We start from the raw sequence: 24,391 nt of genomic DNA, 5'->3' as shown, positions 1-24,391 counted from the left end.
TTCGGTTATCTGTGCGCATACTGGCCTTGGTTCGGTGTCGTACAGGGAGCGCTGCTTTAAGTGACGGAAGCGGAGGACCGCAAACCGCAGTCGGACGAGGCGAGGAGCGCGTTCGCACCTCCCGCCGGTACGGAGCCGGCGGACACTCCGCACACCGACTCGTCGACGACGTCGGAGTTCGCGATTCCCCCGGGGCTCGGCGTCCTGCCGCCGGCCGACGCCGGGCCGGAGGGGTCGGCGTTCAGCAGACCCAGCACCTACAGCGCCGAGGCGGCACCGCCCGCGTTCACGCCCGCGACCGGGATGCCGGTGGTGAGTCTGGCCAAGGGCGGACCGTGGCAGGACCGGATGCGCACGATGCTGCGGATGCCGGTGGCCGAGCGGCCCGCGCCGGAGCCGGTGCACCGCACGGACGAGGGCGGTCCCGCCGTCCCCCGCGTGCTCGACCTGACACTGCGTCTCGGTGAGCTGCTGCTGGCCGGCGGTGAGAGCGCCGAGGACGTGGAGACGGCGATGTTCGCCGTGTGCCGCTCCTACGGCCTGGACCGCTGCGAGCCGAACGTCACCTTCACCCTGTTGTCGATCTCCTACCAGCCGTCCCTGGTGGACGACCCGGTGTCGGCGTCGCGGACCGTACGGCGTCGTGCGACCGACTACACACGGCTGGCGGCCGTGTTCCGGCTGGTGGACGATCTCAGCGACCCCGAGACCCATGTCTCGTTGGAGGAGGCATACCGCCGCCTCGCGGAGATCCGCCGCAACCGGCATCCGTATCCGACCTGGGTGCTGACCTCCGCGAGCGGACTGCTGGCGGGCGCCGCCTCGGTGTTGGTCGGCGGTGACGTGATCGTGTTCGTCGCGGCCGCGCTGGGCGCGATGCTCGGCGACCGGCTGGCCTGGCTGTGCGCCGGCCGGGGGCTGCCGGAGTTCTACCAGTTCACCGTCGCCGCGATGCCGCCCGCGGCGATCGGGGTCGCGCTGACGCTCGCCGACGTCGATGTGAGGGCCTCGGCCGTGATCACCGGTGGGCTGTTCGCGCTGCTGCCCGGGCGGGCACTGGTGGCGGGCGTGCAGGACGGGCTGACGGGCTTCTACATCACCGCCGCCGCGCGTCTGCTGGAGGTCATGTACCTGTTCGTGGGCATCGTCGTCGGCGTGCTGGTGATGCTGTACTTCGGCGTCCAGCTGGGCAGCGAGCTGAACCCCGACGCCGCTCTCGGCATCGCCGAACGGCCCCTCCTGCAGATCGCCGCCTCGATGCTGCTGTCGCTGACCTTCGCCGTACTGCTCCAGCAGGAACGATCCACCGTGCTCGCGGTGACCCTCAACGGCGGGGTCGCGTGGTCGGTGTACGGCGCGATGCACTACGCCGGGGGCCTGTCCCCCGTCGCCTCCACCGCGGTGGCGGCCGGGCTCGTCGGTCTGTTCGGGCAGCTGCTGTCCCGCTACCGGTACGCGTCGGCGCTGCCCTACACGACCGCCGCGATCGGCCCCCTGCTGCCCGGTTCCGCCACGTACTTCGGGCTGCTGTCCATCGCGCAGAACGAGGTGGACAAGGGCCTGGGGTCACTGACCAAGGCGGCTGCCCTGGCCATGGCGATCGCCATCGGCGTGAACCTGGGGGCGGAGGTCTCGCGGTTGTTCCTGCGGGTTCCGGGGGCGGCCGAAGGCGGGCGGAAGGCCGCGAAGCGCACCCGCGGGTTCTAGGGCGGGTGCGCCGGCGGAGTCGGAGGATCTTCCGGTGGCCGGGCGCGGGGCGTGCGTGGTGCCCGCGCCGCTCCCACGCCCCTCAGCGGTACTGCTGGTCGCCCTGGTTGTAGGGGTACGGGTACTGCTGCTGCGGCTGCGGCTGCTGGTCGCCGTAGTACGGGTCGTACGGCTGCTGGGCGTACTGCTGCCGGCCGTAGCCCTCGTCGTCCGTGCCGTACTGCTGCCGGCCGTCGTACTGCTGGTCCTGGCCGTACTGCTGGTCCTGGCCGTACTGCTGGTCGTCCTGCGGGATGCGGCGGAGCTGGGTCGTGGCGTCGTCCATCGGCGGGTACTGCTGGTACTGCTGCGGGGCCTGCGGCTGTCCCTGCTCGGCCGGCAGGGGCTGCTGCGGGGGGTTCTTCTTGGCCTGGGAGCGGGCCCTGAGGAACTCGATGGCGATCGGGACGACGGAGATGAGGACGATCAGGATGAGAATCGCCTCGATGTTCTTCTGGACGAACTCGATGTTGCCCAGCCAGGAGCCCAGCAGCGTCACACCGGCGCCCCAGAGGATGCCGCCGACCACGTTGAAGACGAGGAACGAGCGGTAGCGCATGCCGCTGACGCCCGCGATGATCGGCGTGAAGGTGCGGACGATCGGCACGAAACGGGCGAGAACCAGCGACTTCGGGCCGTACTTCTCGAAGAACTCGTGGGCCTTGGTGACGTTCTCCTGCTTGAAGAGGCGGGAGTCCGGGCGGTTGAACAGGGACGGGCCGACCTTCTTGCCGAACATGTAGCCCGCCTGGTCGCCCAGGATCGCGGCGACGCAGATCAGCGCGATCGCCCCCCACAGCGGGAAGTCCAGCTGGTCGGAGGTGATCAGCAGACCCGCGGTGAACAGCAGGGAGTCACCCGGCAGGAAGAAGCCGATCAGCAGCCCGGACTCGGCGAAAACGATCAGGAGCAGGCCCCAGATCCCGAAGTCGTCGAGCAGGTAGTTCGGATCGAGCCAGCTCGGTCCGAGGGCGAGCGTCGTCACGGTTCCGGGCTCCCGAGGGGTGAGGTGAAGTCGGCGGCGTCCAGTACGGCCGGTCAAAGCTATCAACGCCTGGCGGGTTCCCCGGGTTCCACCGGGATCTCCAGGATGCACTGTGGCCCGACTTGGGCAAACCTGTGACCCATGGGTATCGAGGACTACGGCGGCGGCCAGGGGCCCCAGCCGGACGTACTGGTCGTGACGACGAACGACATCCCCGGCTTCCGGGTCGAGCAGGTCATCGGCGAGGTCTTCGGACTGACGGTCCGCTCCCGCCATCTGGGCAGCCAGATCGGCGCGGGGCTGAAGTCACTGGTCGGCGGTGAGCTCAAGGGGCTCACCAAGACCCTCGTGGAGACCCGCAACCAGGCCATGGAGCGCCTGGTCGACCAGGCACGCGCCCGGGGCGCCAACGCCGTGCTCGCCTTCCGCTTCGACGTGTCGGAGGCGGCGGACGTCGGCACCGAGGTCTGCGCGTACGGGACCGCGGTGGTCCTGGCCCGGGAGTGATCCTCCGCTCCCGGGCCGGGACGGCTACGCGCGGTGCCGGGCGGCGTTGGCGAGGATCGCGTCCTTCAGATAGGCCGCGAGGCCCTGCCCCGCCTTGTCGATGTTGCGCGTGAAGCGCTCGTCGGCGACGTACATCTCGCCCAGGCAGGTGTGCATCTCGTACCCGCAGGCGTAGTGGCTGCGGGAGATCCACAGGCGGTGCTCCTCGGCGGCGTCCATGGCCGCCGGGGAGTCCGCGGGCTCACCGGCCTCCCTCAGCGCCACGAACCTCCGGGTGATCTCGTCGTACTCGCGCTGGATCCGCAGCCAGTCCTCCTTGGTGTAGGAGGCCGCCCGCTGCCGGGACTGCCGGTAGGCGTCCGTGCCCCCCCAGCGTTCCTGCACCTCGCCCTCGTACCGGTCGGGGTCGAAGTCCCCGAACACCTCGAACTTCTCCTCGGGCGTGAGGTCGATTCCCATCTTGTGCGCCTCCATGGCGTGCTCAACGGCCTCCGCCATCTTTCTCAGCTTCTCGATCCGGGCGGTCAGCAGCTCGTGCTGTCTGCGCAGGTGTGCGCGCGGGTCCGCGTCCGGGTCGTCGAGCAGGGCGGCGACCTCGTCGAGCGGGAAGCCGAGCTCTCGGTAGAACAGGATCTGCTGCAGCCGGTCCAGGTCGGCGTCGTTGTAGCGCCGGTGTCCCGCGTGGCTGCGCCCGCCGGGTTCGAGCAGGCCGATGTCGTCGTAGTGGTGCAGCGTGCGCACCGTGGTACCGGCGAAACCGGCGACCTGTCCCACGGAGTAGTCCACTTCTTCCGCTCCTTGTCTCGGTACGCCCTCCACGGTGCCGCCTCACGTGGCGTGAGGTGCAAGCGGGCGCGCGACGGGCGGGCCGCTCCGGCACCGGGCCTGGGCCGCAGACGAGTCGGCCGCCTGCCCGCGGAGCCGTCGCCCGGCCGCCCGGGCCTCCGTCCGCCCGGCCGTCTACCGGCTCAGCCGCCTGAACCTCCGTACCGCCAGGGGGAAGAACACCGCCAGCAGGGCCAGGGGCCAGAGCGCCGCCGCCCAGACGTGGCCGGGGTCCACGGGGCCGCCGCCGGACAGGTCCCGTACCGCGGTCGCCGTACGGGACAGAGGGTTCCACTCGACGGCCGTGCCCAGCCAGCCGGGCATGGAGCCGGGGGCGGCGAGGGCGTTGGAGAGGAAGCCGACGGGCCAGACGAGGATCTGGACGGCCTGGACCAGCTCGGGCCGTCCGGCGACCAGGCCGAGATGGATGCCGATCCACAGCATCGCGAACCGGAACAGAAGGAGCAGGCCGAAAGCGGCGAGGAAGCCCCTGGGACCTCCCTGGACGCGCCAGCCGAGGGCGAGTCCCACGGATGCAAGCACGGCGAGCACCAGCGCCGACTGGAGCATGTCGGCGGCGGAACGGCCCACCAGCACGGCCCCGTCGGCCATCGGCAGGGAACGGAACCGGTCGAGCACGCCCTTGTTCAGGTCCTGGGTGACGGCGATCATCGTGCCTTCCAGGCCGAACGCCATGGTGAGGGCGAGCATGCCGGGGACCAGGTGGTCGATGTAGGAACCGGTGACGCCCCGGCCGCCGCCGATGAGGTAGCCGAACATCAGCATGAGCATCACGGGGAACACCAGGCTCACCGCGACCTGGACCGGCTGCCGCGCCCAGTGGGCGAGTTCGCGGCGGGTCATGGTCCACGAGTCGGTCAGCGCGTGGCTCATACGGCCTCCTCCACCCGGTGCCCGTCGCCCGTCAGGTGCAGGAAGACCTCGTCCAGCGTGGGCCGCCGCAGGGCGATGTCCTCCGCCTCGACACCGGCTTCCTCCAGGGCCCGTACGACGCCGGTGAGGGCGGTCATGCGGTCGGTGACCGGGGCGCTGATCAGCCGCCGGTCGGTGTCGACGGACACCGCGTCCTTCGCCACGGGCAGCAGGGCGAGCGCCGTACCGAGCTGGCCCGCGTCACGCAGGACCACGTCGATGCGGTCGCCGCCGAGGGCGGACTTCAGCTCCTCGGGGGTGCCGTCGGCGACGGTCCGGCCGCGGTCGACGACCGAGACACGGTCGGCCAGCTGGTCCGCCTCCTCCAGGTACTGGGTGGTGAGCAGGACCGTCGTCCCGCCGCCCACGAGGGAGCGGACCGCGGCCCACACCTCGGCGCGTCCGCGCGGGTCGAGGCCGGTGGTGGGTTCGTCCAGGAAGAGCACGTCCGGGTCGGTGATCAGGGAGGCGGCGAGGTCGAGCCGGCGGCGCATGCCTCCGCTGTACCGCTTGACCGCCTTGCGCCCGGTGTCTCCCAGGCCGAAGCGCTCCAGGAGCTCCTGGGCGCGCACCCGCGCGGGGCGGGCGCCCAGGTGGTGGAGGCGGCCGAACATCTCCAGGTTCTGGCGGCCGTCGAGCTCCTCGTCCAGGGCCGCGTGCTGGCCGAGCAGTCCGATGCGCAGGCGGACCTCGCGCGCATGGGTCACCACGTCGTGGCCGGCCACCTCGACACGGCCCGCGTCCGGCCGCAGCAGTGTGGACAGGATGCGCACCAGGGTCGTCTTGCCGGCTCCGTTGGGGCCCAGCACTCCCCGGACCGTGCCGGGCGGGACCAGGAGGTCGAGCCCGTCCAGCGCCTTCCTGTCCCCGTACGCCTTGTGTGCACCTTCTACGGCGATCGCCGCGTCGGCCATGACCCGCCCCTTCTCTAGTCAAACTTGACTACAAACTCAAAAGTAAACCCTTCCACCTCACTCGTCAAACTTGATCAGAGAGCTCGCCGTCCCGGGGGAGGCTCAGCGCTCGTCCTGCGGATGCCGCTCCTGTGTCGCGTACGGGTTCTCCTGCCCCTCCGCCAGGACCCCGACAAAGGGCTCGCCCTCCCCCGTGAAGGTGTAGGCCCCGCCCTCGATCCGCCCGATCAGACCGCGCGTCCACTCGGCCTCGGCGTCGGCCGTGTAGATCCAGAGGTTCATGATCTCGCCGATGTGGCCCAGCTGTCCGGGGCCCCCCTCAGGCACATAGTGCTGGAGGACGGCCCCGCGCCACTCGTCGATACGGCGGATGCGCTCCCTGAGCAGCGCCACCGCCTCGGCACGCGGCAGGTCGACCATGAAGCCGATGGCCGCGGACTTCATGTCCGTCTTCTGGTCGTAGTTCGTGAGCGCCTCGCGGACCAGGCCGAGGTACTCCGCCACACCGAGGTCGGTGATCTCGTACTCGGTACGGGGAGGGCCTCCGGCGGTGGAGGGGGCGATCTCGTGCGCGTGCAGGAGCCCTTGCTTCGCCATCTGTTTCAGGGCGTGGTAGATCGAGCCGGGCTTGGCGTTGGACCACTCGTGCGCGCCCCAGTACTCCAGGTCGTTGCGCACCTGGTAGCCGTGGGCCCGCCCGTGCTGGCGCACCGCGCCCAGCACGAGGAGACGGATCGCTGACATGGGGCCAGCGTAGAGCCCCCGGCCCCGGCGCCCGGCGGTCAGCCCCAGGAAGTGCCCTGCTCCAGGGCGACCAGCTCGAAGGCGGTCCTGCCGTCGAGGGACTCGCGGATGATGTCGGCGTGACCCGCGTGCCGTGCGGTCTCGCGGATCAGGTGCAGGACCAGCCAGCGCATGGAGACACGCTCGTCCGGCGGGAACCAGGGGTCGTCCGGCAGTGCGAAGGTGTCGTCCAGGCTGGGCACCGACCGGACGAACGCCTCGGTCTCGGCGGCGACCTTCTCCCACTGGTCGAGCTGCGACCGGAGCGTCTCGTCGCCGACCAGCCGGAAGTTCTCGTGCCAGTTCGTCTCGTCCCGCTCGACCGCCGGCCGTTCGCCCTTGGCGCGGGCCACCCAGCCCTGCTCGACCTCGGCGACATGCTTGACCAGCCCGGCGAGAGTCAGCTCGCTCGCGCTCGGCCGGGAGGACGCCTGCTCGTCCGTCAGCCCGGACACCGCGCGCCGGATGCCCCCGCGCTGCTCGGCCAGGAACGCCAGCAGCGCTCCGCGCTCGTCGCCCCGCTCCTCGGCCCGCACGTGAGTGACCATGGTTGCCGCCTTTCGCCGCTTTCGTCGCCGTTCTTCCCGACACCGACCACGCTACGGTCCCTTGAGGTCAGGTTCTGTCCTCAAGGGCCCGGGGCCCGGGAAACGGTGTCGGAAAAGGCCGCGGAACGGGGTCCCGGAACGGGGTCCCGGAAAGCGATGCGGCAGACCGAGGGGGAGGGCGGCTCAGAAGGGGAACACACTCCGCCCGTGCTGCACCGAGATCCACTTGAGCGTGGTGAACGCGTCGAGCGTGGTCTCGCCGTTCAGGCGGCCCACGCCGGAGTTCTTCTCGCCGCCGAAGGGCACCAGGGGCTCGTCGTGGACCGAGCCGTCGTTCACATGGAACATGCCGGTGTCGATGCGCTGGGCGAAGCGCACGCCCCGCTCGACGTCGGCGGTGTGGACGGCGCCGCTGAGGCCGTAGGGGGTGTCGTTGACGAGGCGTACGGCCTCCTCCTCGCCGTCGAACGGGATGAGGAAGGCGACCGGACCGAAGACCTCCTGCCTCAGCAGGGGCGAGCCGGCCGGCACGTCGGTCAGGACCGACGGCTCCACAAGGTTGTCGCGGGTGGTTCCGCGCACCAGGGCGGTGGCGCCCGCGGCGACGGCCTGCTCGACGACCGCCGAGACGGCCTCGGCCTGCGAGGAGTTGATCAGCGGGCCGATCACGGTCTCCGGGTCCCGCGGGTCGCCCGACTTCAGCCCCTTGACCTTGGCGACGAACTTCGCGGTGAACTCCTCGGCCACCGACCGGTCCACCAGGACACGGTTGGCGGCCATGCAGACCTGGCCCTGATGCACGTACCGGCTGAAGACGGCCGCGTCGACGGCGTAGTCGATGTCGGCGTCGTCCAGGACGACCAGGGCGCTGTTGCCGCCCAGTTCGAGGATGGTGCGCTTGAACTGCGCGGCACAGACGGTGGCCACATGACGGCCGACCTTGTCGGAGCCGGTGAAGGAGATGACCTTCGGTACGGGGTGCTCTATGAAGGCGTCGCCTATCTCGGCGATGTCCGTGATCACGACGTTGAGCAGACCGGCCGGCAGGCCCGCGTCCTCGAAGATCTTCGCGATCAGGGAGCCACCGGTCACGGGGGTGTCCTGGTGCGGCTTGAGGACGACGCCGTTGCCGAGCGCGAGCGCCGGGGCGACGGACTTCAGCGACAGCAGGAAGGGGAAGTTGAAGGGGCTGATGACGCCGACCACGCCGACCGGCACGCGATAGAGGCGGTTCTCCTTGCTGTCCGCCGGTGACGCGATGATCCGGCCCTCGGGCCGGGTGGCGAGGCTGACCGACTCCCGCAGGAACTCCTTGGCGAGGTGGAGTTCGAAGCCGGCCTTCGTACGGGTGCCGCCCAGCTCGGCGACGATCACCTCGGCGATCTCCGCCTCGCGCTCCTCCACGAGCCGCAGCGCTCTCTCCAGCACGGCACGCCGCGCGAAGGCGCCCGCCTCCGCCCAGGCGCGCTGGGTCCGCGCGGCGGCGCGGTACGCCTGATCGACCTCGTCGACGGTGGCGATGGTGATCGAGGCCAGCTTCTCGCCGTCGTAGGGGTTGAAGTCGATGATGTCCCACGAGCCGGAGCCCGAGCGCCACTCGCCGTCGATGTACTGCTGAGCCAGGTCGGTGAAGTAGGACGACATGTGATCCCTCAATCCCCTGCCGCAGAAACAGTCGCACCAGTCGAGCGGTCACGGCAGCAGGCCCGGACCCCCGAACGGCCTCACGGTCTGATCACGCGTCATCGTACTTGTGTTTTACGACAGTTGAAGGAGTCCCCGGAGAAGATCCCGGCTCTCGTCCGGGCCGGGGCTGTCGTTCTGCAGCTCCTTCAGCGCACCCTCGTACTGGGCGACGTCCTCGGGCTTGTCGAGGTACAGGGCGCTGGTGAGCTGCTCCAGGTAGACGACGTCCGAAAGGTCCGACTCGGGGAAGCTGAGGACGGTGAAGGCACCGCTCTCGCCGGAGTGCCCGCCGAAGCCGAACGGCATGATCTGGAGGCGGACGTTGGGCCGCTCGGAGATCTCGATGAGGTGCTGGAGCTGGCCGCGCATCACGGCACGGTCCCCGTACGGGCGGCGCAGGGACGCCTCGTCGAGGACGATGTGGAAGTCGGGGGCGTTCTCGTCGACGAGGTGCTTCTGGCGTTCGAGGCGCAGCGCCACGCGCCGCTCGACGTCGGCCTCGCCCGCGCCCTTCATGCCGCGCCGCACGACCGCGCGGGCGTATTCCTCCGTCTGGAGCAGACCGTGCACGAACTGCACCTCGTAGGCGCGGATCAGCGAGGCCGCTCCCTCCAGACCGACGTAGGTGGGGAACCAGTTGGGCAGCACGTCCGAGTAACTGTGCCACCAGCCCGCCACGTTGGCCTCGCGCGCCAGCGAGACCAGGGCCGTGCGCTCCGTCTCGTCGGTGACGCCGTAGAGCGTCAACAGGTCTTCGACGTCACGGGTCTTGAAGCTCACCCGGCCCAGCTCCATCCGGCTGATCTTCGACTCCGAGGCACGGATGGAGTACCCCGCCGCCTCACGGGTGATCCCGCGCGCCTCGCGCAGCCGCCTGAGTTGCGAGCCGAGCAGCATCCGCCGCACCACCGATCCGGGCTCTCCCGCGCTCACGTTTGCCAGCCTCCCCAACCGTCTTCAGGGCCCGCAGTCTGCCACTAAATCACTCCGAGCAGTACTCGCCCGATTACAGAGACGGAAAGAAGCCAAAGATTTAACTGCGAACCAGTGCAGCCGTCGAGCAGCGAGCGGCTGGAAGATGGCAGAAAAAATGGCTAAGAAGCGGTACGGGCCTGACCAATTCGGTCACGTGCACGTGCATCTGCCCTTGCATCTGCCCTACGCATCCGAAACCATGGTCCCGCGCCACCGCTGCATCGCAACGACCGCGAATTCCCGGGGGAGTGCCTCGCATGGGGACGAATGGATCGACCATGCTCGAGCCGTTAAGGCAGGGCCTTCCGCCGCTGGATCCCACGGCCGTGTCCAGCGCCGCCTCCTGTGCACTGCCCGCCCGCTACGAAGCGGTGCGCGAGGCACGGCAGTTCACCCGGAGAACCCTCGACCAGTGGGATCTCGGCGACCGTTTCGACGACGTCTGTCTCGTCGTCTCCGAACTCGTCACCAACGCTCTGCGGCACGCCCTGCCGGAGGCCGGCGCGCATGTTCCGCAGGCGCAGGAGCCTTCCGTACGGCTGCACCTGATGCGCTGGACCGAGCGGCTGGTGTGCGCGGTGCGCGACCCCAGCAACGACAGCCCGGTCGCGCGCGCCACGGACGACTTCTCCGCGGAGTCGGGACGCGGCCTGTTCCTGGTCGACTCCTTCAGTGACAGCTGGGGCTGGCACCCGCTGGCCGGGACGCTCAGCGGAAAGGTCGTCTGGGCGCTGTTCCGGCTTCACCCGGAGGTGTGACGGCCCGCGGCACCCTGCGCCGCCGCGGGTCTACGCGCGTCGCCGAACCCGGAGGCCCTCGCCGCGGCGCCTCAGCCCGCGATCAGGTGGTCGAACTCCCCGTCCTTGATGCCGAGGAGCATCGCCTCGATCTCCGCGCGCGTGTAGACGAGCGCGGGACCGTCGGGGAAGTTCGAGTTGCGCACCGCCACGCGGCCGCCCGGAAGACGGGCGAACTCCACGCAGGATCCCTGCGAATTGCTGTGGCGGCTCTTCTGCCAGGCCACGTCCCTCAGCTTCGTCGCGGCCATGCCGTTGTACACGTCGTGGTCCACAGATCGCTCCCCGCTGGTGCACTGGCTGATGTGGCCATTGATGCAGTGGTCAACTGAGCCGGATCATAACGTTGTTCATGTGCAGATGCATGGGCAGATGCACGTGCACGCGGGGTGGTCCTGCGGTTACAGCTGCGCCGACACCCTCAGGTGCGGCCTTTCAGCGCCTTCCCCGGTGGTCGCGTCACTCGCGACCGCCCGCCCCCGCCCATGGTGTTCCGCGCCGTTCGCCGTGCCGGGCCGTCCGGATCGGATCCTCCGTGCAAGAGATACAGACGCACGGGGTGCCCATCCTGTTCCATGGTGCGGGCCGGGAGTTCGGCGGGCTCGATCGGCCGAATACGGACCCATGACGTCCGCATGAGGAAGGGCCGGGCCGGCGGTGCGGCCGGCGGCCCCGTACGGCGGAAGGGCCGCCTCCGGGGCGTCCCGGACCACTCGGACCGGCCGCTTCCGCCGCCGGCGGGTGACGCGAGTCACTCGGCGGGACGGGGCGGGGTGCCGGTCGGCGGCGGGCACTCGTGCCGGAACTCACAGGCACTCTCCGGGTTACGGGCTGGTAGCTTGCTGCGCGTCGTGGCGTCCGACCGGCCACCCTGGGGGCTTGCAGTGAACACGGTGACGTACGCGCGCGTGGCGCGCAGGCGGGTGCGGGGCGCGGCGGCGGCCGCGGCACTGGCGGGCATGCTGGTGCTGAGCGCGTGCAGCGACGGCGGCGGCCCGGACGACGACGCCTCGGCCGGCCCGAGCGGCACGCCCTCCGCCTCCTCGGCCCAGGACACCGGCGGCACCGGCGGCACCCGGTCCCCCTCGGGCACCCTGGAGGGCAGCTGGCTCACCACCGCCGGCGGCAGCGCGGTCGCACTGGTCGTCACCGGCGACGACGCCGCCCTCTTCGGCTCCAAGGGCACGGTGTGCAGCGGTTCCGCGGACGCCGGGTCGATCCGTCTGACCTGCGCCGTCGGCGACGACTCCCGCACGTCCGGCACGGTCGACTCCGTCGACGGCACCACCTTGAAGGTCACCTGGGACGGCGGCCCCGGCCAGGAGACGTACCAGCGTGCCGAGGGCGGGCAGCTGCCCTCGGGCCTGCCGACGGCCGGTCCGGGCCTGTGACGCGGACCGTCCGAGGAGACCGCCCGGCGGTCCGGCACGGATGCGGTCTCAGCGGCGTCCGCCCGCCCCGGGTCCCTTCGGACGGCGCGGCCCGTCCTGCCCGCCGCCCGTGGTCGTCGGCGGTACGACGGGGTCGAGGGCCTCGGACAGCTCGGTGAGATGCCTCAGCAGCAGACGGCCGCCCTCGCGCAGGACCTCGTCCCCGGTGGCGGCCCAGCCGGGGTCCTCCAGAGCGGCTCGTACGGCCGTCCAGTGCGGCACCCGGCGCTCCCGCACCGCGCGGGCGCCCGTCTCCGTGGCGGTGTGCAGTGCGTCGGCGAGACCGACGGCCGCCGGGACCGGGGCCGCGCCGCGGTCCGGGAGGTGCGCCTCCAGGAGCATCGCGACGCGGCCGGTCCGGATCAGCGCGTCCTCGGCGTCGTCGGCGGCCGCGCGGGACAGACCCCGGTGGCGCACCGGCTCGCCCGCGGCCCGGGCCACCGCGGCGTGCCAGCCCGCGCGGGCGGCCCGGGCGGTGAGGAGGGCCTCGCGCACATCGGCGACCGCCTCGCCGGAGGGCTCGGCGTAGTGCCGCAGGACGGCGGCGGCGTAGCGGCCCTGCGCGGCCAGCCAGTCGGCGAGGCGGTCGCGCAGCCGCGGGGTCTCCCACGCCGGGTAGACCGCGTACGCCACCATGGCCAGCACACCGCCCAGCAGCGTGAGCAGGACGCGTTCGGGCACGGTCTGCGTCCACTGCTGGCCGCCCATGCCGAGCAGGAAGACGACGTAGGCGGAGGTGCACATCTGGACGGCGAACTGGCCCGTCCGCAGGACCAGGTAGTTGAGCGCGGCGCTGAGCACCGCCAGCACCCCGGAGACCTCCGGGTCGGGGCCGGCGACCTGGAGGACCCCGGTGGCCGCGGCCACGCCCACGACGGTGCCCGCGAAACGGGCGACCGCGCGGCTGTACGTCTGCGAGAAGTCCGGCCGCATGATCATCACCGCGGCGAGCGGCGCCCAGTAGCCGTGGCCGAACGGCAGGGCGGTGCCGAGGAGGTAGCCGAGGCAGGCCACGACGGTGACCCGGACGGCGTGCCGGCTGATGGGCGAGGAGCGGTGCAGTTCGTCGCCCATGGCCCGCGCGGCGACGGGGACGAGGGCCAGGAGCGAGGGTCTGCGCAGATGGCCCGTGGGGCGCGGCCCGGCCGACGGTTCTCCCCCGGCCGCCTCCACGACGTCCTGGAGCAGGCGGCCGAGGCGGACGGCCGCGCGGTAGGGGGCACCCCTGAGGATCGAGCCGGTGTCCGGGGTGCGGAAGGCTGCGACGGCGGCGGGCGGGAGATCCACGGGGGTGCCGTCGCGGACGGCTTCGGCGGTGGCGTCGAGGACGTCGGCCGCCGCGCCGAGCAGCTCGCGCGCGCGGTCGCGTGCGGGCCCCTCCGGCGGGACGCCGACGGCCGGGTCGGCGAGGGAGGCGAGCACCGGGCGGATGCGTTCGGCGACGCCGCGGGTGCCGCGCAGCCCGGCGGGGCGACGGCGTGCCTGGCGCCGGGTGAGCGCGGACGCGTCCCGGGCCTCCATCAGCGGCGCCGGGTCGAACGGCGCGACCGGGTCCTCCCGCAGCCGGCGGGCGTAGCCGGCCTCGGCGGCCAGGGCGTCGGCGAGCACGTCGCGGTGGGCCCTCCAGCGCCGTACGGGAACGAGCACGATCAGGGCCGCCTGGACGAGCCCTCCCGCGACCATCGTGGCGGCGTGCACGGCCGCGTCCGCGACCGAGGTCGGCAGTGTGACGGTGACCAGCATCATCGCCACGTTCGAGGAGGCGATCAGGCCCGCCGTCGGGCCCACGGCCCAGCTCAGTCCGGCCACGAACGTCCACAGGGCCAGCAACGCGAGGAACAGCGGCAGCCAGGGGATCGTCAGATAGCCGAGAAAGGTCGAGACCGCCAGCGTCGCGCCGGAGACCAGCGCCAGTTCGGGGCGGGGGCGCCAGCTGCGCTGGAAAGTGGCGATCGCCGCCTGGAACGCCCCGAACGCCGAACTCGCGGCCGCCTCGGGCCCCAGGGCCCACAGACTGAGCCAGATGGTGATCCCGAGTCCCGCGGCACCGCGCAGTGCGATCAGCGGTTCCAGGCGCTTCCGTTCCAGGGTGAGGCCCGAGCGCGAGCTCTCCTTCAGCGCCCGGAACCAGCTCATTCCGTCAGCGTACGGGACATATGGGGCAGGGTGCGGCGGGCGATCTCCTGCGGCATGATCCAGGGGCACCGACCCGAGCCCTGAGGACCAGCCATGCGCGCCGTTCGTACGACCGTCACCCTCGCCGCCACCGCTCTCGCCGCGACCCTCGCGCTGACCGCCTGCGACAGCGGAGGCGGTGAGGGGGGCGGCGACGCCAAGTCCGCTTCCGGCGGGGCGTGCGCGATCGGCGGGGTGGACATCGAGGTCGGCCCGGCGAACGCCGCTCCCGCCGCCGGGGACAGCGGGAACGTGCCGGTCACGGTGACCAACAAGGGCACGGAGTGCACCCTGAACGGCTTCCCCGCGGTCGGGCTGAGTGCCGACGGGGACCCGGTCGCCGTCCCGGCGGACAAGGCGGCGAAGGCCACGGAGGTGACCCTCGCGGAAGGGGCGGCCGTCTCCTTCACCCTCACCTACGTACGGGGCGAGGCCGGGGCGGACAGCCTGGACGCCCGGACGCTGTCGGTCGGCCTGCCCGGAGGGTCCGAGACCCGGAGCTTCCCGTGGTCGTACGGCCCGGTGGCCGGGGCCGGGACGCCGGAAGCCTCGGTCACGGCCTTCCAGCAGGCCGGGGACTGACGGACAGCACCCCCCGGCACCCGCCTCCCGGCAGAACGCCGGCCCCCGGCCGGCCCGGACGGCTTGGACCACCCGGACGACTTGGACCGCCCGGACCCGCCGGTTCCAACCGGACGCCGGGCCGGTCCGGAAGCCGGGCCGGGTTGGGCGGTGGGCCGACCCGCCGGCTGGGTCGGTCCGGGCAGTGAGTCGGCCCGGACGACAGGCCGGCCCAGGCCCCGGATCAGTCCAGGTCGCGGGTCGACCCAGGCGGTGGGCCAGCCCGGACCGCAGGCCGGACCGGACGAGGGGTCAGCCCAGGCCGCAGGCCAGCCCGGACGACAGGCCAGCCCGGACGACAGGCCGGGCCGGACGACAGGCCGGGCCAGGCTGCGAGTCGGCCCGGACGTTGGGCCGGGCCGGGCCGCAGGGCCGGGCCGCAGGGCCGGGCCGCAGGGCCGGGCCGCAGGGCCGGGCCGCAGGGCCGGGCCGCAGGGCCGGGCCGCAGGGCCGGGCCGGTTCAGTCCAGGCGGCGGCGGGAGCGGACCTCCGCGCCGTCCGCGGCGCGGGAGCCTTCCACCCAGCCCGCCTCGTCGCTCACCCCCCGCAGCCTGCTCGTGGTCGTCTCCGGGAAGAGACGGTCGGTCGTGGCGGTGACCGCCACCTCGCGGGAGGCCAGCACCGGCAGCAGGTCGTCGCTGACCTGCGTCTCGGCCGCGGCGGCGAGCCGGGTGCCGACGCGATGGGCGTAGGCCGCCAGGAACGCCTGCCGGAAGGTCTTGGTCCGCTTCCGCCCGCCGGCCCGCTGCGCGGCCTCCGCCCTGGTCATGGCGGAGGTCGCCTGCACCAGCAGCGAGGCGTACAGCAGCTCGACCGCCTCCAGGTCGGCCTCGAACCCGACGACCGTGGAGAAGGCGAGCGGCTCGTTCCACACGGCCCGGCAGTGGTTGGCCGTCGCGACCGCGTCCAGCAGCACCGCCTTGGCCTGTTCGTACGGCGGCTCGACCCCGATCCGGCAGGCGGCGGGCGCGTCCGGGTCGGGCGCCTGCGCGGCGAGCAGCGCCTCGTCCACACTGTGCCGGGCCATCAGCTCCTGCGCCTTGGCGCTGAGCGCCTCGGCCTCCTCCGGATAACCGGTCGCCTCGGCCTTGGCGAGCAGCGCGCGGATCCGGGTGAGCATGCGGGACTCGGTCCGCGGCGTGCCCTCGGGGCGGTCGAGGGGTTCGAGGGCGGGCAGCCTCAGCAGCAGACGGTAGAGCTCCAGGGTGACGGTGGCATACGTGAAACGGTCGGCGCGGCGCGGGAGTTCCCCGGGCAGCTCGGCGAGCTGCCCGGCCCAGCGGGGCCCGCGCGGCCGGTCGTCGGGCGCCTGTGCGTGGATCAGCGCCGCCAGCAGCCGTACGTGCACGTCGTCGAGCTCCCGGCGCACGATCCGAGCGAGGTCGGCGGGCTGCCATCCGCGCCGCCAGGCCGTCGCCACGAACTCCCTGCCCCGCCGGTCGAGTTCGGTGTCCGCCGCGGGGTCGGCGGCGAGCAGGGAGGCGGCGGTGTCGAGGGCTCGATCGGGCGTGTCGCCGTACAGAGCGGCCTCGAAGGCGCGTTCGACGGTGGTGGGCGTACTCACCGCCCGATCGTCTCACCCGAGACTCCGGACGAGTGTCAACTTCTGGTTGACACCCTCAGGGAGGCAACCTACGGTTGACACATGACGAAGAACTCCGCCATCACGTCCTCCGTCCGCCTCGACGACCTCATCGCGGCCATCAAGAAGGTCCACGAGGAACCCCTCGAACAGCTCCAGGACGCCGTGCTCGCCGGTGAGCACCTCGGCGACGTGGCCGACCATCTGATCGGGCACTTCGTGGACCAGGCCCGGCGCTCCGGCGCCTCCTGGACCGACATCGGCCGGAGCATGGGCGTCACCCGGCAGGCCGCGCAGAAGCGGTTCGTGCCGAAGGAGTCGGCCGACCTCGGCCCCAGCCAGGGCTTCGACCGCTACACCCCCCGCGCGCGGAACACGATCATGGCCGCGCACAACGAGTCCGTCGCCGCCCGCAACACCGAGGGCCGGCCCGAACACCTGGTCCTCGGCCTGCTCACCGAGCCGGACGCGCTCGCCGCGAAGGCCATCACCGCACAGGGCGTCCTTCTGGACACCGTCCGCCAGGCCGCCCACGCGGCGCTGCCGCCCGCCGTCGAGGACGCGCCCGAGCTGGTGCCCTACGGCACCGACGCCAAGAAGATCCTGGAACTCACCTTCCGGGAGGCCCTGCGCCTCGGCCACAACTACATCGGGACCGAGCACATCCTGCTGGCCCTGCTGGAGTTCGAGAACGGGGAAGGGCTGCTGAACGGCCTCGGGATCACCAAGCCCGCCGTGGAAGGGTGGGTGACGGAGGCGCTGAGCCTGCTGACGGCCAAGGCGCCGGAGGAGACCGAGGAGAGCTGAGCGACGCGCTCGGCCGGGGGCCCTCGGACCGGGCGCTCGGACCAGGCCCTCGGAGCAGGGCGCTCGGTCCGGGGCGTTGTCAGACCTCGGTGTCACACTCGCAGGCATGACCGACCGGTGGGCGCTCGCACCGGCCGAGGACGGTGGCGTGGAGCTCGCCCCCCTCGGCCCGGACGGGCTGCCCGCCGGACCCGTGCGACGGGAACCGGACCTGGCCGAAGCGGTACGGGGACGGCCCGGGGTCACGCGGTGGGTATGGCGCTCCACCCCCGAGATCTACCCGCGCCTGCTCGCCGCGGGGGTCCGGGTGGAGCGGTGCTACGACATGGAGGACGCCGAGACCCTGCTGCTCGGCCACGAGGGGCGGTCCGGCGAACCCCGCTCGGCCGCGGCGGCCCTCGCCCGGCTGCGCGGCGGCCCCGTACCCCCCGACCCGCCGCAGCGCGCGGCCGAACCGGGCGCCCAGTCACCGCTGTTCGAGCCGCAGGGGGTGCACGTCCCCCTGCGCGACCTGGTCGATGTGTACGCCGACCAGCAGCGCAGGCACGACACGACCGCGCACCCGGACCGCATGCGCCTGCTGACCGCCGCCGAGTCGGCGGGCATGCTCGTGGCCGCCGAGATGAACGCGGCGGGGCTGCCCTGGAGCGCCGAGGTCCACCGCCGGGTCCTGCACGAACTGCTCGGCGAGCGCTATGCGGGCGGCGGCGAGCCGCGCCGTCTGGCCGAGCTGGCCGACGAGGTCTCCGCCGCCTTCGGCCGCCGGGTCCGCCCCGATCTGCCGGCCGACGTGATCAAGGCTTTCGCCCAGGCCGGTGTCAAGGTCGGCTCGACCCGCCGCTGGGAGATCCAGACCATCGACCATCCGGCCGTGAAACCGCTGGTCGAGTACAAGAAGCTGTACCGCATCTGGGTCGCGCACGGCTGGTCCTGGCTCCAGGACTGGGTGCGCGAGGGCCGGTTCCGCCCGGAGTTCGTCGCCGGCGGCACCGTGACCGGCCGCTGGGTGACCAACGGCGGGGGCGCGCTCCAGATCCCCCGGGTCATCCGCCGGGCCGTCGTCGCCGACCCCGGCTGGCGGCTGGTGGTCGCCGACGCCGACCAGATGGAGCCCCGCGTCCTGGCGGCGATCTCCCGCGACCCCGGGCTGATGGAGGTGGCCGGACGGGAGACCGACCTCTACCAGTCCGTCTCCGACCGCGCCTTCTCCGGCGACCGCGACCAGGCCAAACTCGCCGTGCTGGGCGCGGTGTACGGCCAGACCTCCGGGGACGGCCTGAAGAACCTCGCCGCGCTGCGCCGCCGCTTCCCCCGGGCCGTCGCCTATGTCGACGACGCGGCCCGCGCGGGCGAGGAGGGCCGGCTCGTCCGCACCTGGCTGGGCCGGACCTGCCCGCCCGCGGCCGGAGCGGCCGACGCCGCCGAGGAGGCCGGCCTCCCCCAGGACGACGGGCCGCCGCCCCCGGAGGGCCAGGAGTGGGTACCGGGCCACGCCTCCACCAACGCCCGCGCCCGCGGCCGCTTCGCCCGTAACTTCGTCGTCCAGGGCAGCGCCGCCGACTGGGCCCTGCTGCTGCTCGCCGCGCTGCGCCGTGCCTGCGCGGACCTCTCGGCCGAGCTGGTCTTCTTCCAGCACGACGAGGTGATCGTGCACTGCCCGGCCGAGGAGGCCGACAGCGTCGTCCGGGCCGTCCGGGAGGCGGCGGACCTGGCGGGACGCCTGACGTTCGGACAGACACCGGTGCGGTTCCCGTTCACCACGGCGGTGGTGGAGTGCTATGCCGACGCCAAGTGACGACGCGGCGCACTCAGCCCTGGCGGGCCAGCAGCCCCCTCAGCTCCTCGACCACGGACTTCGCGTCGGTGCCGTCCAGCGCGGTGAGGGCCGCCCGCCACTGGCCGTGGGCCTCCTCCGTGCGGCCGCGCTCGCGCAGCAGGAGTCCGTGCTGGTGCCGGGCGAGGGCACCGGTGTAGCCGTCGGCGCGGGCGTCGGCGCGGTCCAGCAGCTCGGCGCACTCGCGGCCGGCCCGCCCGGTGTCGCCGAGCAGCCGCAGGGCCCGCACCAGGCCGAGCCGTGTCTGCGACTCGCCGTGCCAGTCGCCGTGGCCGCCCAGGATGCGCAGGCTCTCCTCGAAGTGCGGCAGGGCGGCACCCGGCTCGCCGAGGGTCAGATGGGCGTAGCCGATGTTGCAGTGGGCCGAGTGCTGCACGATCACGGCACCGATCTCGACGCCGATCGCCAGCGAGCGCCGGTGCTGCTCGATGGCGGCCCGCGGGTCGGTGTGCTCGTAGAGGTTGCCGAGGTGGCTGTAGGTCACGGCCTCGCCCTGGGGGTCGTTCAGCTGCCGTGAGTACTCCAGGCTCCGGCGCAGCGCGGCCTCCGACTCGGCGTGCAGGCCGAGACCTTCGAGCAGGAGCCCGCGGTTGTTGAGGCAGCGCCGGATCCGGGTGACCGCACCGAGCCGCTGCCAGACCTCCAGCGCCTGGTCGTTGAGGGCGAGCGCCTCCTTCTGCCGGCCGGTGAGGAAGTGCAGGGCGGCGAGGTCGCCCAGCGCGTACGCCTCGGCCGCCGCGTCCCCGAGCCGCCTGGCCGCCCCGAGCGCGGCCCGCCCGAGCACCTCCATCTCGGCGACCCGGCCGCTGCGCTGCACGCAGGGGAAGAGCAGCCGCAGCAGGGCGGAGAGGTGGGCGAGGTGCGGCTCGGGCTCCGTGTCCGTGCCGCCCGCCTCCTCGCCGGCGTGCCGCTCCACGAGCGCCACGATGTTCTCCAGCTCCCCGTCGGCCCAGGCGAAGGCATCCTCCGGGCTGGCGAAGGGCGGCACGACCGTGACGTCGTCGGTGTGCGCCGGCGGCTGCGCGGTGGTCGGACGGCGACGGTCGTCCAGGTCGGGGCCCGGTTCGGCGATCGCGGTGAGGATGCGTTCGGCGACCGCCGCGTACCAGCGCAGGGCGATCCGGGCGACGCCGCCGTCCTGCGCGCTGTGGGCCAGCTCGCGGGCGAAGTCGCGGACCAGGTCGTGCGGGGCGTACCGGCCGTACGCCGTCTCCTCCAGCAGCGCCACGTCGACGAGCCGGTCGAGCGCGGCCTCCGCACGGCGCTCGTCGGTGCCGAGGAGACGGGCGAGGAGCGGGGCGCCGTAGGCGGGCAGGTCGAGCGCGCCGATGCGGCCGAGGGCCGCGGCCGCGTCCCGGTCGGCCTCACGGTCGGAGGCGGCCAGCGCCTCGTGCGCGACAGCGAGCGAACGGCGCACACTCAGGTCGTCGTACTCCAGGTGGTGCAGACGCCCCTGGGTGGCGGCCAGTTGACCGGCGAGCACCTCCGGGGTGAGGGCGCTGCGGGCGGCGAGCCGCGCGGCGACGACCCGCAGGGCGAGCGGCAGCCGGCCGGTGAGGCGGACGAGCGGATGACCGGCGTCGAGTCCGTCCCGTCCGGAGACCGCGCGCAGCAGGGCGGCGCTGTTCTCCTCGCTCAGCGGTGTGAGCGGGAAGCGGTCGGCCCCGTCGAGGGCGGCCAGCGGTGAGCGGCTGGTCACGATCACCGCGCAACCGGAACCCGCCGGCAGCAGGGGCCGCACCTGCGCGGCGTTCGCGGCGTCGTCCAGCACCATCAGCGTGCGGGTCGGCGCGAGCAGCGAGCGCAGCAACGCCGCCGCCGCGTCGGGATGTTCGGGGATGCGACGGGGCTCAGTACCGAGGTCGCGCAGCAGCGCGGCCAGCGCCTGCGCCGGGGTGAGCGGGGTCATGCCCGGGGTGGCGCCGTGCAGGTTCACATAGAGCTGCCCGTCGGGAAAGCGTTCGCGCAGGCCGTGTGCCACATGCAGGGCGAGGGCGCTCTTGCCCACCCCGGCCATGCCGCTGACCACGGTGACGGCCGAGGGGCGGGCGAGGCTGCGGAGCAGGGCGTCGCGGACACAGGCACGGCCGGTGAAGTGGGCCGGGGGTGGTGGCAGTTGTGCCGGGCGCGGAGTGGCAGGCCGGTCCGGGACACCGCCGGGGGCGGCGGACGGAGCGAAGCCGGTCGCGCTCGGCGCGGCGGGCGACGGCGTGGCCCGGGACGCGGGACCGGCGGCCTCGCCGGGGAGGGGGGTCCGGGCCGCGGGGGGTGCGTCGGCGGGGCGGTCGGGAACCGGGTCCGGGTCGTGGGCCGGGTTCTGGTCCTGCTGGTGCTGGTGCCGGTGCCGGTCGACGAGGGCGTTCGGACGCACGGCGGCGTTCGGGCCGGCGGCGTTCGGGCCGGCGGTGGCGTGCCCGGTCGGGGCGAGGCCCGGAGCCGTGGCGGCAGCGGCCGGAGTCCGCACGGCGCCACAGGCCGGGGCGGCCTCCGGCTTCCGGGCAGGGCCTGAAGCCGTGGCGGCACGCCGTGGCGGGGCGGCAGCCCGTGCGAGGTCCGCACGGTCCGCGGGGCGGAGGTCCTCAGGGAGTTCGAGGCTTTCAGGCGCTTCAGTACCTTCGGTTCCCTCAGGGAGCTCAGGGAGTTCAGGGCGGCCGCCACCCGGAGGCCGGGCCGTGCCCGCGGCGGGAGCGGTCCGTGGATCCTTCCGGCCGAGGCCCGCCGGGAGGCTGCCCCCGTCGCCCCGCAGCACCGCCAGATGCGCCTCGCGCACCAGTGGGCCGGGCTCGACGCCGAGTTCCTCGACGAGGCGGGCGCGCAGGTCGCGGTGGACGGCGAGGGCCTCGGCCTGGCGGCCGGTCGCGTGCAGGGCGAGCATCAGCTGACGGTGATACGCCTCGCGCAGCGGATGCTCCGCGGCCAGGGCCGTCAGCTCCGGTACGAGGCCGTCGGGCCGGGTACCGGGAACCGCGAGCTCGGCGTCGTAGCGCCATTCGAGCAGCAGCAGACGTGCCTCGGCCAGACGCTGGACGAAGGCGTATCCGCCCAGTTCGTCGGGCAGCCCGCTGAGCGGTGTACCGCGCCACAGCGCGAGCGCGGCCGTGCACTCGCGCACGGTCCGCTCCCAGTCGCCCCGGGTGTGCGCGGAGCGGGCGGCGACGACATGCGCTTCGAACACATGGACGTCCAACTCCCCCTGTTCCACCCGCAGCAGATAGCCGGGCGGCACCGCACGCAGCCGCTCGGGGTCGTCGAGGAGGCGCCGCAGCCGGGCGACATGGTTGTGCAGCGAGGCGTGCGCGGACATGGGAGGTTCCCCGCCCCACAGCGCGTCCTTGAGCGAGCCGACGGAGACCACCCGGCCGGCCTCCAGCAGCAGCGCCGCGAGCAGCGACCTCGCCTTGCCGCTGCGCACCGTACGCACGGCGCGGTCCGGCTCGCCGAGAGCTGCGCCGTTGCCACCACCGACGCCGACGCCGCGACCACCGCCACCGCCGTCGTACAGCACGGGCGGTCCCAGCAGCCCGAACCGCAGCGCGGACAGCGGCTCGTGCCGCTCCTTCGGGTTCTCGGCTCCGTTCGAGCAGGGAGGTGCCCCCATCCGCCGCTCCACTGCCTTTCCGCGCGCCTGTGTGCGGTCGCGCTCCCTGAGGAAGCGACCGTCCGTTGGCCGATTCCCACTACCCTGCGACGGTTTCCCGCCATCCGTTCCGCGTCCGCTCCCGGCGCCGGCCGCGGACGGCCGACGAAATCCGGCGAGAACCCCGCGGAATCCGTTGCGTTCCGCTACCGTTACGGCCGTTTACCGGCGTACACGGGCGTGGTTCCACCGTCCTTGCGTCACCGACCGGGCCACCCGTCTGCCGTCATGTCCTGCCGACGGTCGACTTCGCGCCAGTCGGCCGACGGCGGCACGGAAATCCGTTGGCCACATGTTAGCGATCCGTTGGCGCGACCTGATGTGATCACTTCATCGGATCCGGCCCGACGGTGCGCGCGTTCTACGCGTTGCTCGGGGGAGTGTCGCCGCCGTGCCTGGTCCGGGGACGCAAGAGGGCCCCGGTCGTCGGAGGTGAACGACCGGGGCCCTCGTCCCCACCCCTACGGCGCCGCGCCCGCCGGTTCCCCTCACTGCGTACGACCTTCAGGCCCGCCGGGCCTCCTTTTTGTGCCGAGGAACGAGAAAACCCCAGGTCGGATTTCTCTGACCTGGGGTTCCGGTGGAGCCGCTTTCGGGATTCGAACCCGAGACCTACGCATTACGAGTTGTCCGATCTTGATCCGGGGGCGTCCATGGGAGTCCGAGACACGGCCGTCCTGCCTGCTCAGGGCGGTCGCCGGACGTCAGTGGACGACGACGGACGCCCTCGGATTGAGAGCGGATTGAGACCACGATTGAGACCGGGCCCTGACCAACACCGGACACTCAACCCCCGAGAACGCCAGCGATCCCTTGCCCGAGCTGGGCTGCGCTTTGTCCGGTCGACATCATGGTGCCGAGAGTCTGAACAGCATTCTTGAACTTGTCCCACAGCCCGACTCGCGCCAGGTCCTCTTGTGCGTTCACCCGACTGGCAGCACCCATCAACGCAAACAGAGCATCATCCAGCGATGAGGTTCCAGCGAATCGGACATTCTGGGCAGCTTGCAACAGTGCCATCAGGTGATTCAACATGGCACGCTTCACCACGTCGGGGAGGTCGGCCTCACCCACCTCCAGCATCAGATCATTGATCATTTCGATGATCCGCGCCAAGTCCTCATCAGAGACGGTGGGCTCAGGCGCGTGACGGTGCAGCTCGTACGAACAGTGAGACAGGCTGCTGATGGCAGCCGACTGAAGCACGACGCCGCCCGGGGCGAAGGCGGTAAACACCGTCCACAGACTCTGGCGAGTCAGAAGTTGCCCCATCCCGTGCTCGACCTCGCCCAGGTGATCGAGCAGATGTTCTTTGCGGTCGTCGTCCACGGGTAGGGCATGTACGGCCTCCCGGACCTGAGCCGGCAAACCCACGACAGCGCCGATGACTGCCATCTCCTGAGCCAAGCTGCCGTCAACACCTGCCAGCTCCAGGATGGCCGTCCAGGCTGGCTTCTGCTTCTGCGTCTGGTCGCCCTGGTTGCGGGCGTACAGGTCAAGCATCAGCTTGCGCAGACGACCAGCGGGGTTATCCACGTACTCCACCATGGGATCACCGTAGTGCTCAGCTCAAGCCAAAGACGGCCAAATGCTGGCAGTGGGAAGC

At 72.4% G+C, this 24,391-nt stretch carries 20 protein-coding genes; 7 read left to right on the top strand and 13 right to left on the bottom strand.

Features of this window, described 5'->3' with window-relative positions; all coding sequences use genetic code 11:
- The first annotated feature begins 60 nt into the window (after positions 1–60).
- Positions 61–1,707 carry a threonine/serine exporter ThrE family protein gene (locus tag ACIQGV_RS13225; RefSeq protein ID WP_402493955.1) on the top strand — a complete coding sequence of 549 codons (1,647 nt, stop codon included), beginning with the start codon at positions 61–63 and terminating at the stop codon, positions 1,705–1,707.
- An 82-nt stretch (positions 1,708–1,789) separates the two neighbouring features.
- Here the strand turns inward: ACIQGV_RS13225 and ACIQGV_RS13220 are convergent, their stop codons facing one another.
- Complete coding sequence (locus ACIQGV_RS13220) at positions 1,790–2,731, bottom strand: DedA family protein (protein WP_402493952.1); 942 nt, start codon at positions 2,729–2,731, stop codon at positions 1,790–1,792.
- A 141-nt stretch (positions 2,732–2,872) separates the two neighbouring features.
- On the opposite strand from ACIQGV_RS13220, the gene ACIQGV_RS13215 reads away from it, so the two are divergent.
- Positions 2,873–3,238 (top strand): YbjQ family protein, encoded by a 366-nt coding sequence (locus ACIQGV_RS13215; RefSeq protein ID WP_402493950.1) that lies wholly within the window; start codon positions 2,873–2,875, stop codon positions 3,236–3,238.
- 24 nt (positions 3,239–3,262) lie between these two features.
- Here the strand turns inward: ACIQGV_RS13215 and ACIQGV_RS13210 are convergent, their stop codons facing one another.
- The 7 genes from ACIQGV_RS13210 to ACIQGV_RS13180 form a co-directional block, all read right to left on the bottom strand.
- A complete protein-coding gene (locus tag ACIQGV_RS13210; protein ID WP_402493948.1) occupies positions 3,263–4,024 on the bottom strand; it encodes a MerR family transcriptional regulator in 762 nt (253 codons plus the stop codon).
- A 174-nt stretch (positions 4,025–4,198) separates the two neighbouring features.
- The gene (locus tag ACIQGV_RS13205; protein ID WP_402493946.1) at positions 4,199–4,957 is read right to left on the bottom strand and encodes an ABC transporter permease; all 759 of its coding nucleotides are present in this window, start codon (positions 4,955–4,957) and stop codon (positions 4,199–4,201) included.
- On the bottom strand, positions 4,954–5,910 hold the full coding sequence (locus ACIQGV_RS13200; RefSeq protein WP_402493945.1) for an ATP-binding cassette domain-containing protein: 957 nt from the start codon (positions 5,908–5,910) through the stop codon (positions 4,954–4,956). Before ACIQGV_RS13200 ends, ACIQGV_RS13205 begins: the two co-directional genes overlap by 4 nt.
- Positions 5,911–6,012: 102 nt before the next feature.
- On the bottom strand, positions 6,013–6,654 hold the full coding sequence (locus ACIQGV_RS13195) for a PadR family transcriptional regulator (RefSeq protein WP_402493942.1): 642 nt from the start codon (positions 6,652–6,654) through the stop codon (positions 6,013–6,015).
- 38 nt (positions 6,655–6,692) lie between these two features.
- Entirely contained in the window at positions 6,693–7,241 is a 549-nt protein-coding gene (locus tag ACIQGV_RS13190; RefSeq protein ID WP_402493940.1) for a DinB family protein, read from the bottom strand.
- Between the two features lie 183 nt (positions 7,242–7,424).
- On the bottom strand, positions 7,425–8,885 hold the full coding sequence (locus ACIQGV_RS13185) for an aldehyde dehydrogenase family protein (protein WP_402493938.1): 1,461 nt from the start codon (positions 8,883–8,885) through the stop codon (positions 7,425–7,427).
- A gap of 114 nt (positions 8,886–8,999) precedes the next feature.
- Positions 9,000–9,824, bottom strand: a complete 825-nt coding sequence (locus ACIQGV_RS13180; RefSeq protein WP_402494121.1) for a helix-turn-helix domain-containing protein — start codon at positions 9,822–9,824, stop codon at positions 9,000–9,002.
- A gap of 356 nt (positions 9,825–10,180) precedes the next feature.
- Here ACIQGV_RS13180 and ACIQGV_RS13175 point away from each other — a divergent pair, with 356 nt between their 5' ends.
- Entirely contained in the window at positions 10,181–10,660 is a 480-nt protein-coding gene (locus tag ACIQGV_RS13175; protein WP_402493936.1) for an ATP-binding protein, read from the top strand.
- Between the two features lie 71 nt (positions 10,661–10,731).
- On the opposite strand, the gene ACIQGV_RS13170 is transcribed toward ACIQGV_RS13175, so the two are convergent.
- The gene (locus ACIQGV_RS13170; RefSeq protein ID WP_386384292.1) at positions 10,732–10,950 is read right to left on the bottom strand and encodes a DUF397 domain-containing protein; all 219 of its coding nucleotides are present in this window, start codon (positions 10,948–10,950) and stop codon (positions 10,732–10,734) included.
- Between the two features lie 642 nt (positions 10,951–11,592).
- Here ACIQGV_RS13170 and ACIQGV_RS13165 point away from each other — a divergent pair.
- The gene (locus ACIQGV_RS13165) at positions 11,593–12,090 is read left to right on the top strand and encodes a hypothetical protein (protein ID WP_402493934.1); all 498 of its coding nucleotides are present in this window, start codon (positions 11,593–11,595) and stop codon (positions 12,088–12,090) included.
- Positions 12,091–12,138: 48 nt separating this feature from the next.
- Here the strand turns inward: ACIQGV_RS13165 and ACIQGV_RS13160 are convergent, their stop codons facing one another.
- A complete protein-coding gene (locus tag ACIQGV_RS13160; protein WP_402493931.1) occupies positions 12,139–14,265 on the bottom strand; it encodes an FUSC family protein in 2,127 nt (708 codons plus the stop codon).
- Positions 14,266–14,358: 93 nt separating this feature from the next.
- Between ACIQGV_RS13160 and ACIQGV_RS13155 the strand changes: the two genes are divergently transcribed.
- Positions 14,359–14,886, top strand: coding sequence for a DUF4232 domain-containing protein (locus tag ACIQGV_RS13155; protein WP_402493929.1), 528 nt, complete (start codon positions 14,359–14,361; stop codon positions 14,884–14,886).
- A gap of 499 nt (positions 14,887–15,385) precedes the next feature.
- On the opposite strand, the gene ACIQGV_RS13150 is transcribed toward ACIQGV_RS13155, so the two are convergent.
- Positions 15,386–16,489: a DUF2786 domain-containing protein gene (locus tag ACIQGV_RS13150; RefSeq protein ID WP_402493926.1), complete on the bottom strand. Its 1,104-nt coding sequence runs from the start codon at positions 16,487–16,489 to the stop codon at positions 15,386–15,388.
- An 81-nt stretch (positions 16,490–16,570) separates the two neighbouring features.
- Between ACIQGV_RS13150 and ACIQGV_RS13145 the strand changes: the two genes are divergently transcribed.
- Positions 16,571–17,314, top strand: a complete 744-nt coding sequence (locus tag ACIQGV_RS13145; protein WP_402493923.1) for a Clp protease N-terminal domain-containing protein — start codon at positions 16,571–16,573, stop codon at positions 17,312–17,314.
- Positions 17,315–17,420: 106 nt separating this feature from the next.
- A complete protein-coding gene (locus ACIQGV_RS13140; protein ID WP_402493920.1) occupies positions 17,421–19,109 on the top strand; it encodes a bifunctional 3'-5' exonuclease/DNA polymerase in 1,689 nt (562 codons plus the stop codon).
- Positions 19,110–19,122: 13 nt separating this feature from the next.
- Here the strand turns inward: ACIQGV_RS13140 and ACIQGV_RS13135 are convergent, their stop codons facing one another.
- Both ACIQGV_RS13135 and ACIQGV_RS13130 read right to left on the bottom strand, forming a co-directional pair.
- Complete coding sequence (locus ACIQGV_RS13135; RefSeq protein WP_402493919.1) at positions 19,123–22,746, bottom strand: BTAD domain-containing putative transcriptional regulator; 3,624 nt, start codon at positions 22,744–22,746, stop codon at positions 19,123–19,125.
- An 825-nt stretch (positions 22,747–23,571) separates the two neighbouring features.
- The gene (locus ACIQGV_RS13130) at positions 23,572–24,333 is read right to left on the bottom strand and encodes a hypothetical protein (RefSeq protein ID WP_402493917.1); all 762 of its coding nucleotides are present in this window, start codon (positions 24,331–24,333) and stop codon (positions 23,572–23,574) included.
- Between the last annotated feature and the right edge of the window lie 58 nt (positions 24,334–24,391).

Source organism: Streptomyces sp. NPDC093094 (genome assembly GCF_044754345.1).
Taxonomy (GTDB): domain Bacteria; phylum Actinomycetota; class Actinomycetes; order Streptomycetales; family Streptomycetaceae; genus Streptomyces.
This window is presented reverse-complemented; position numbering and strand designations above follow the sequence as displayed.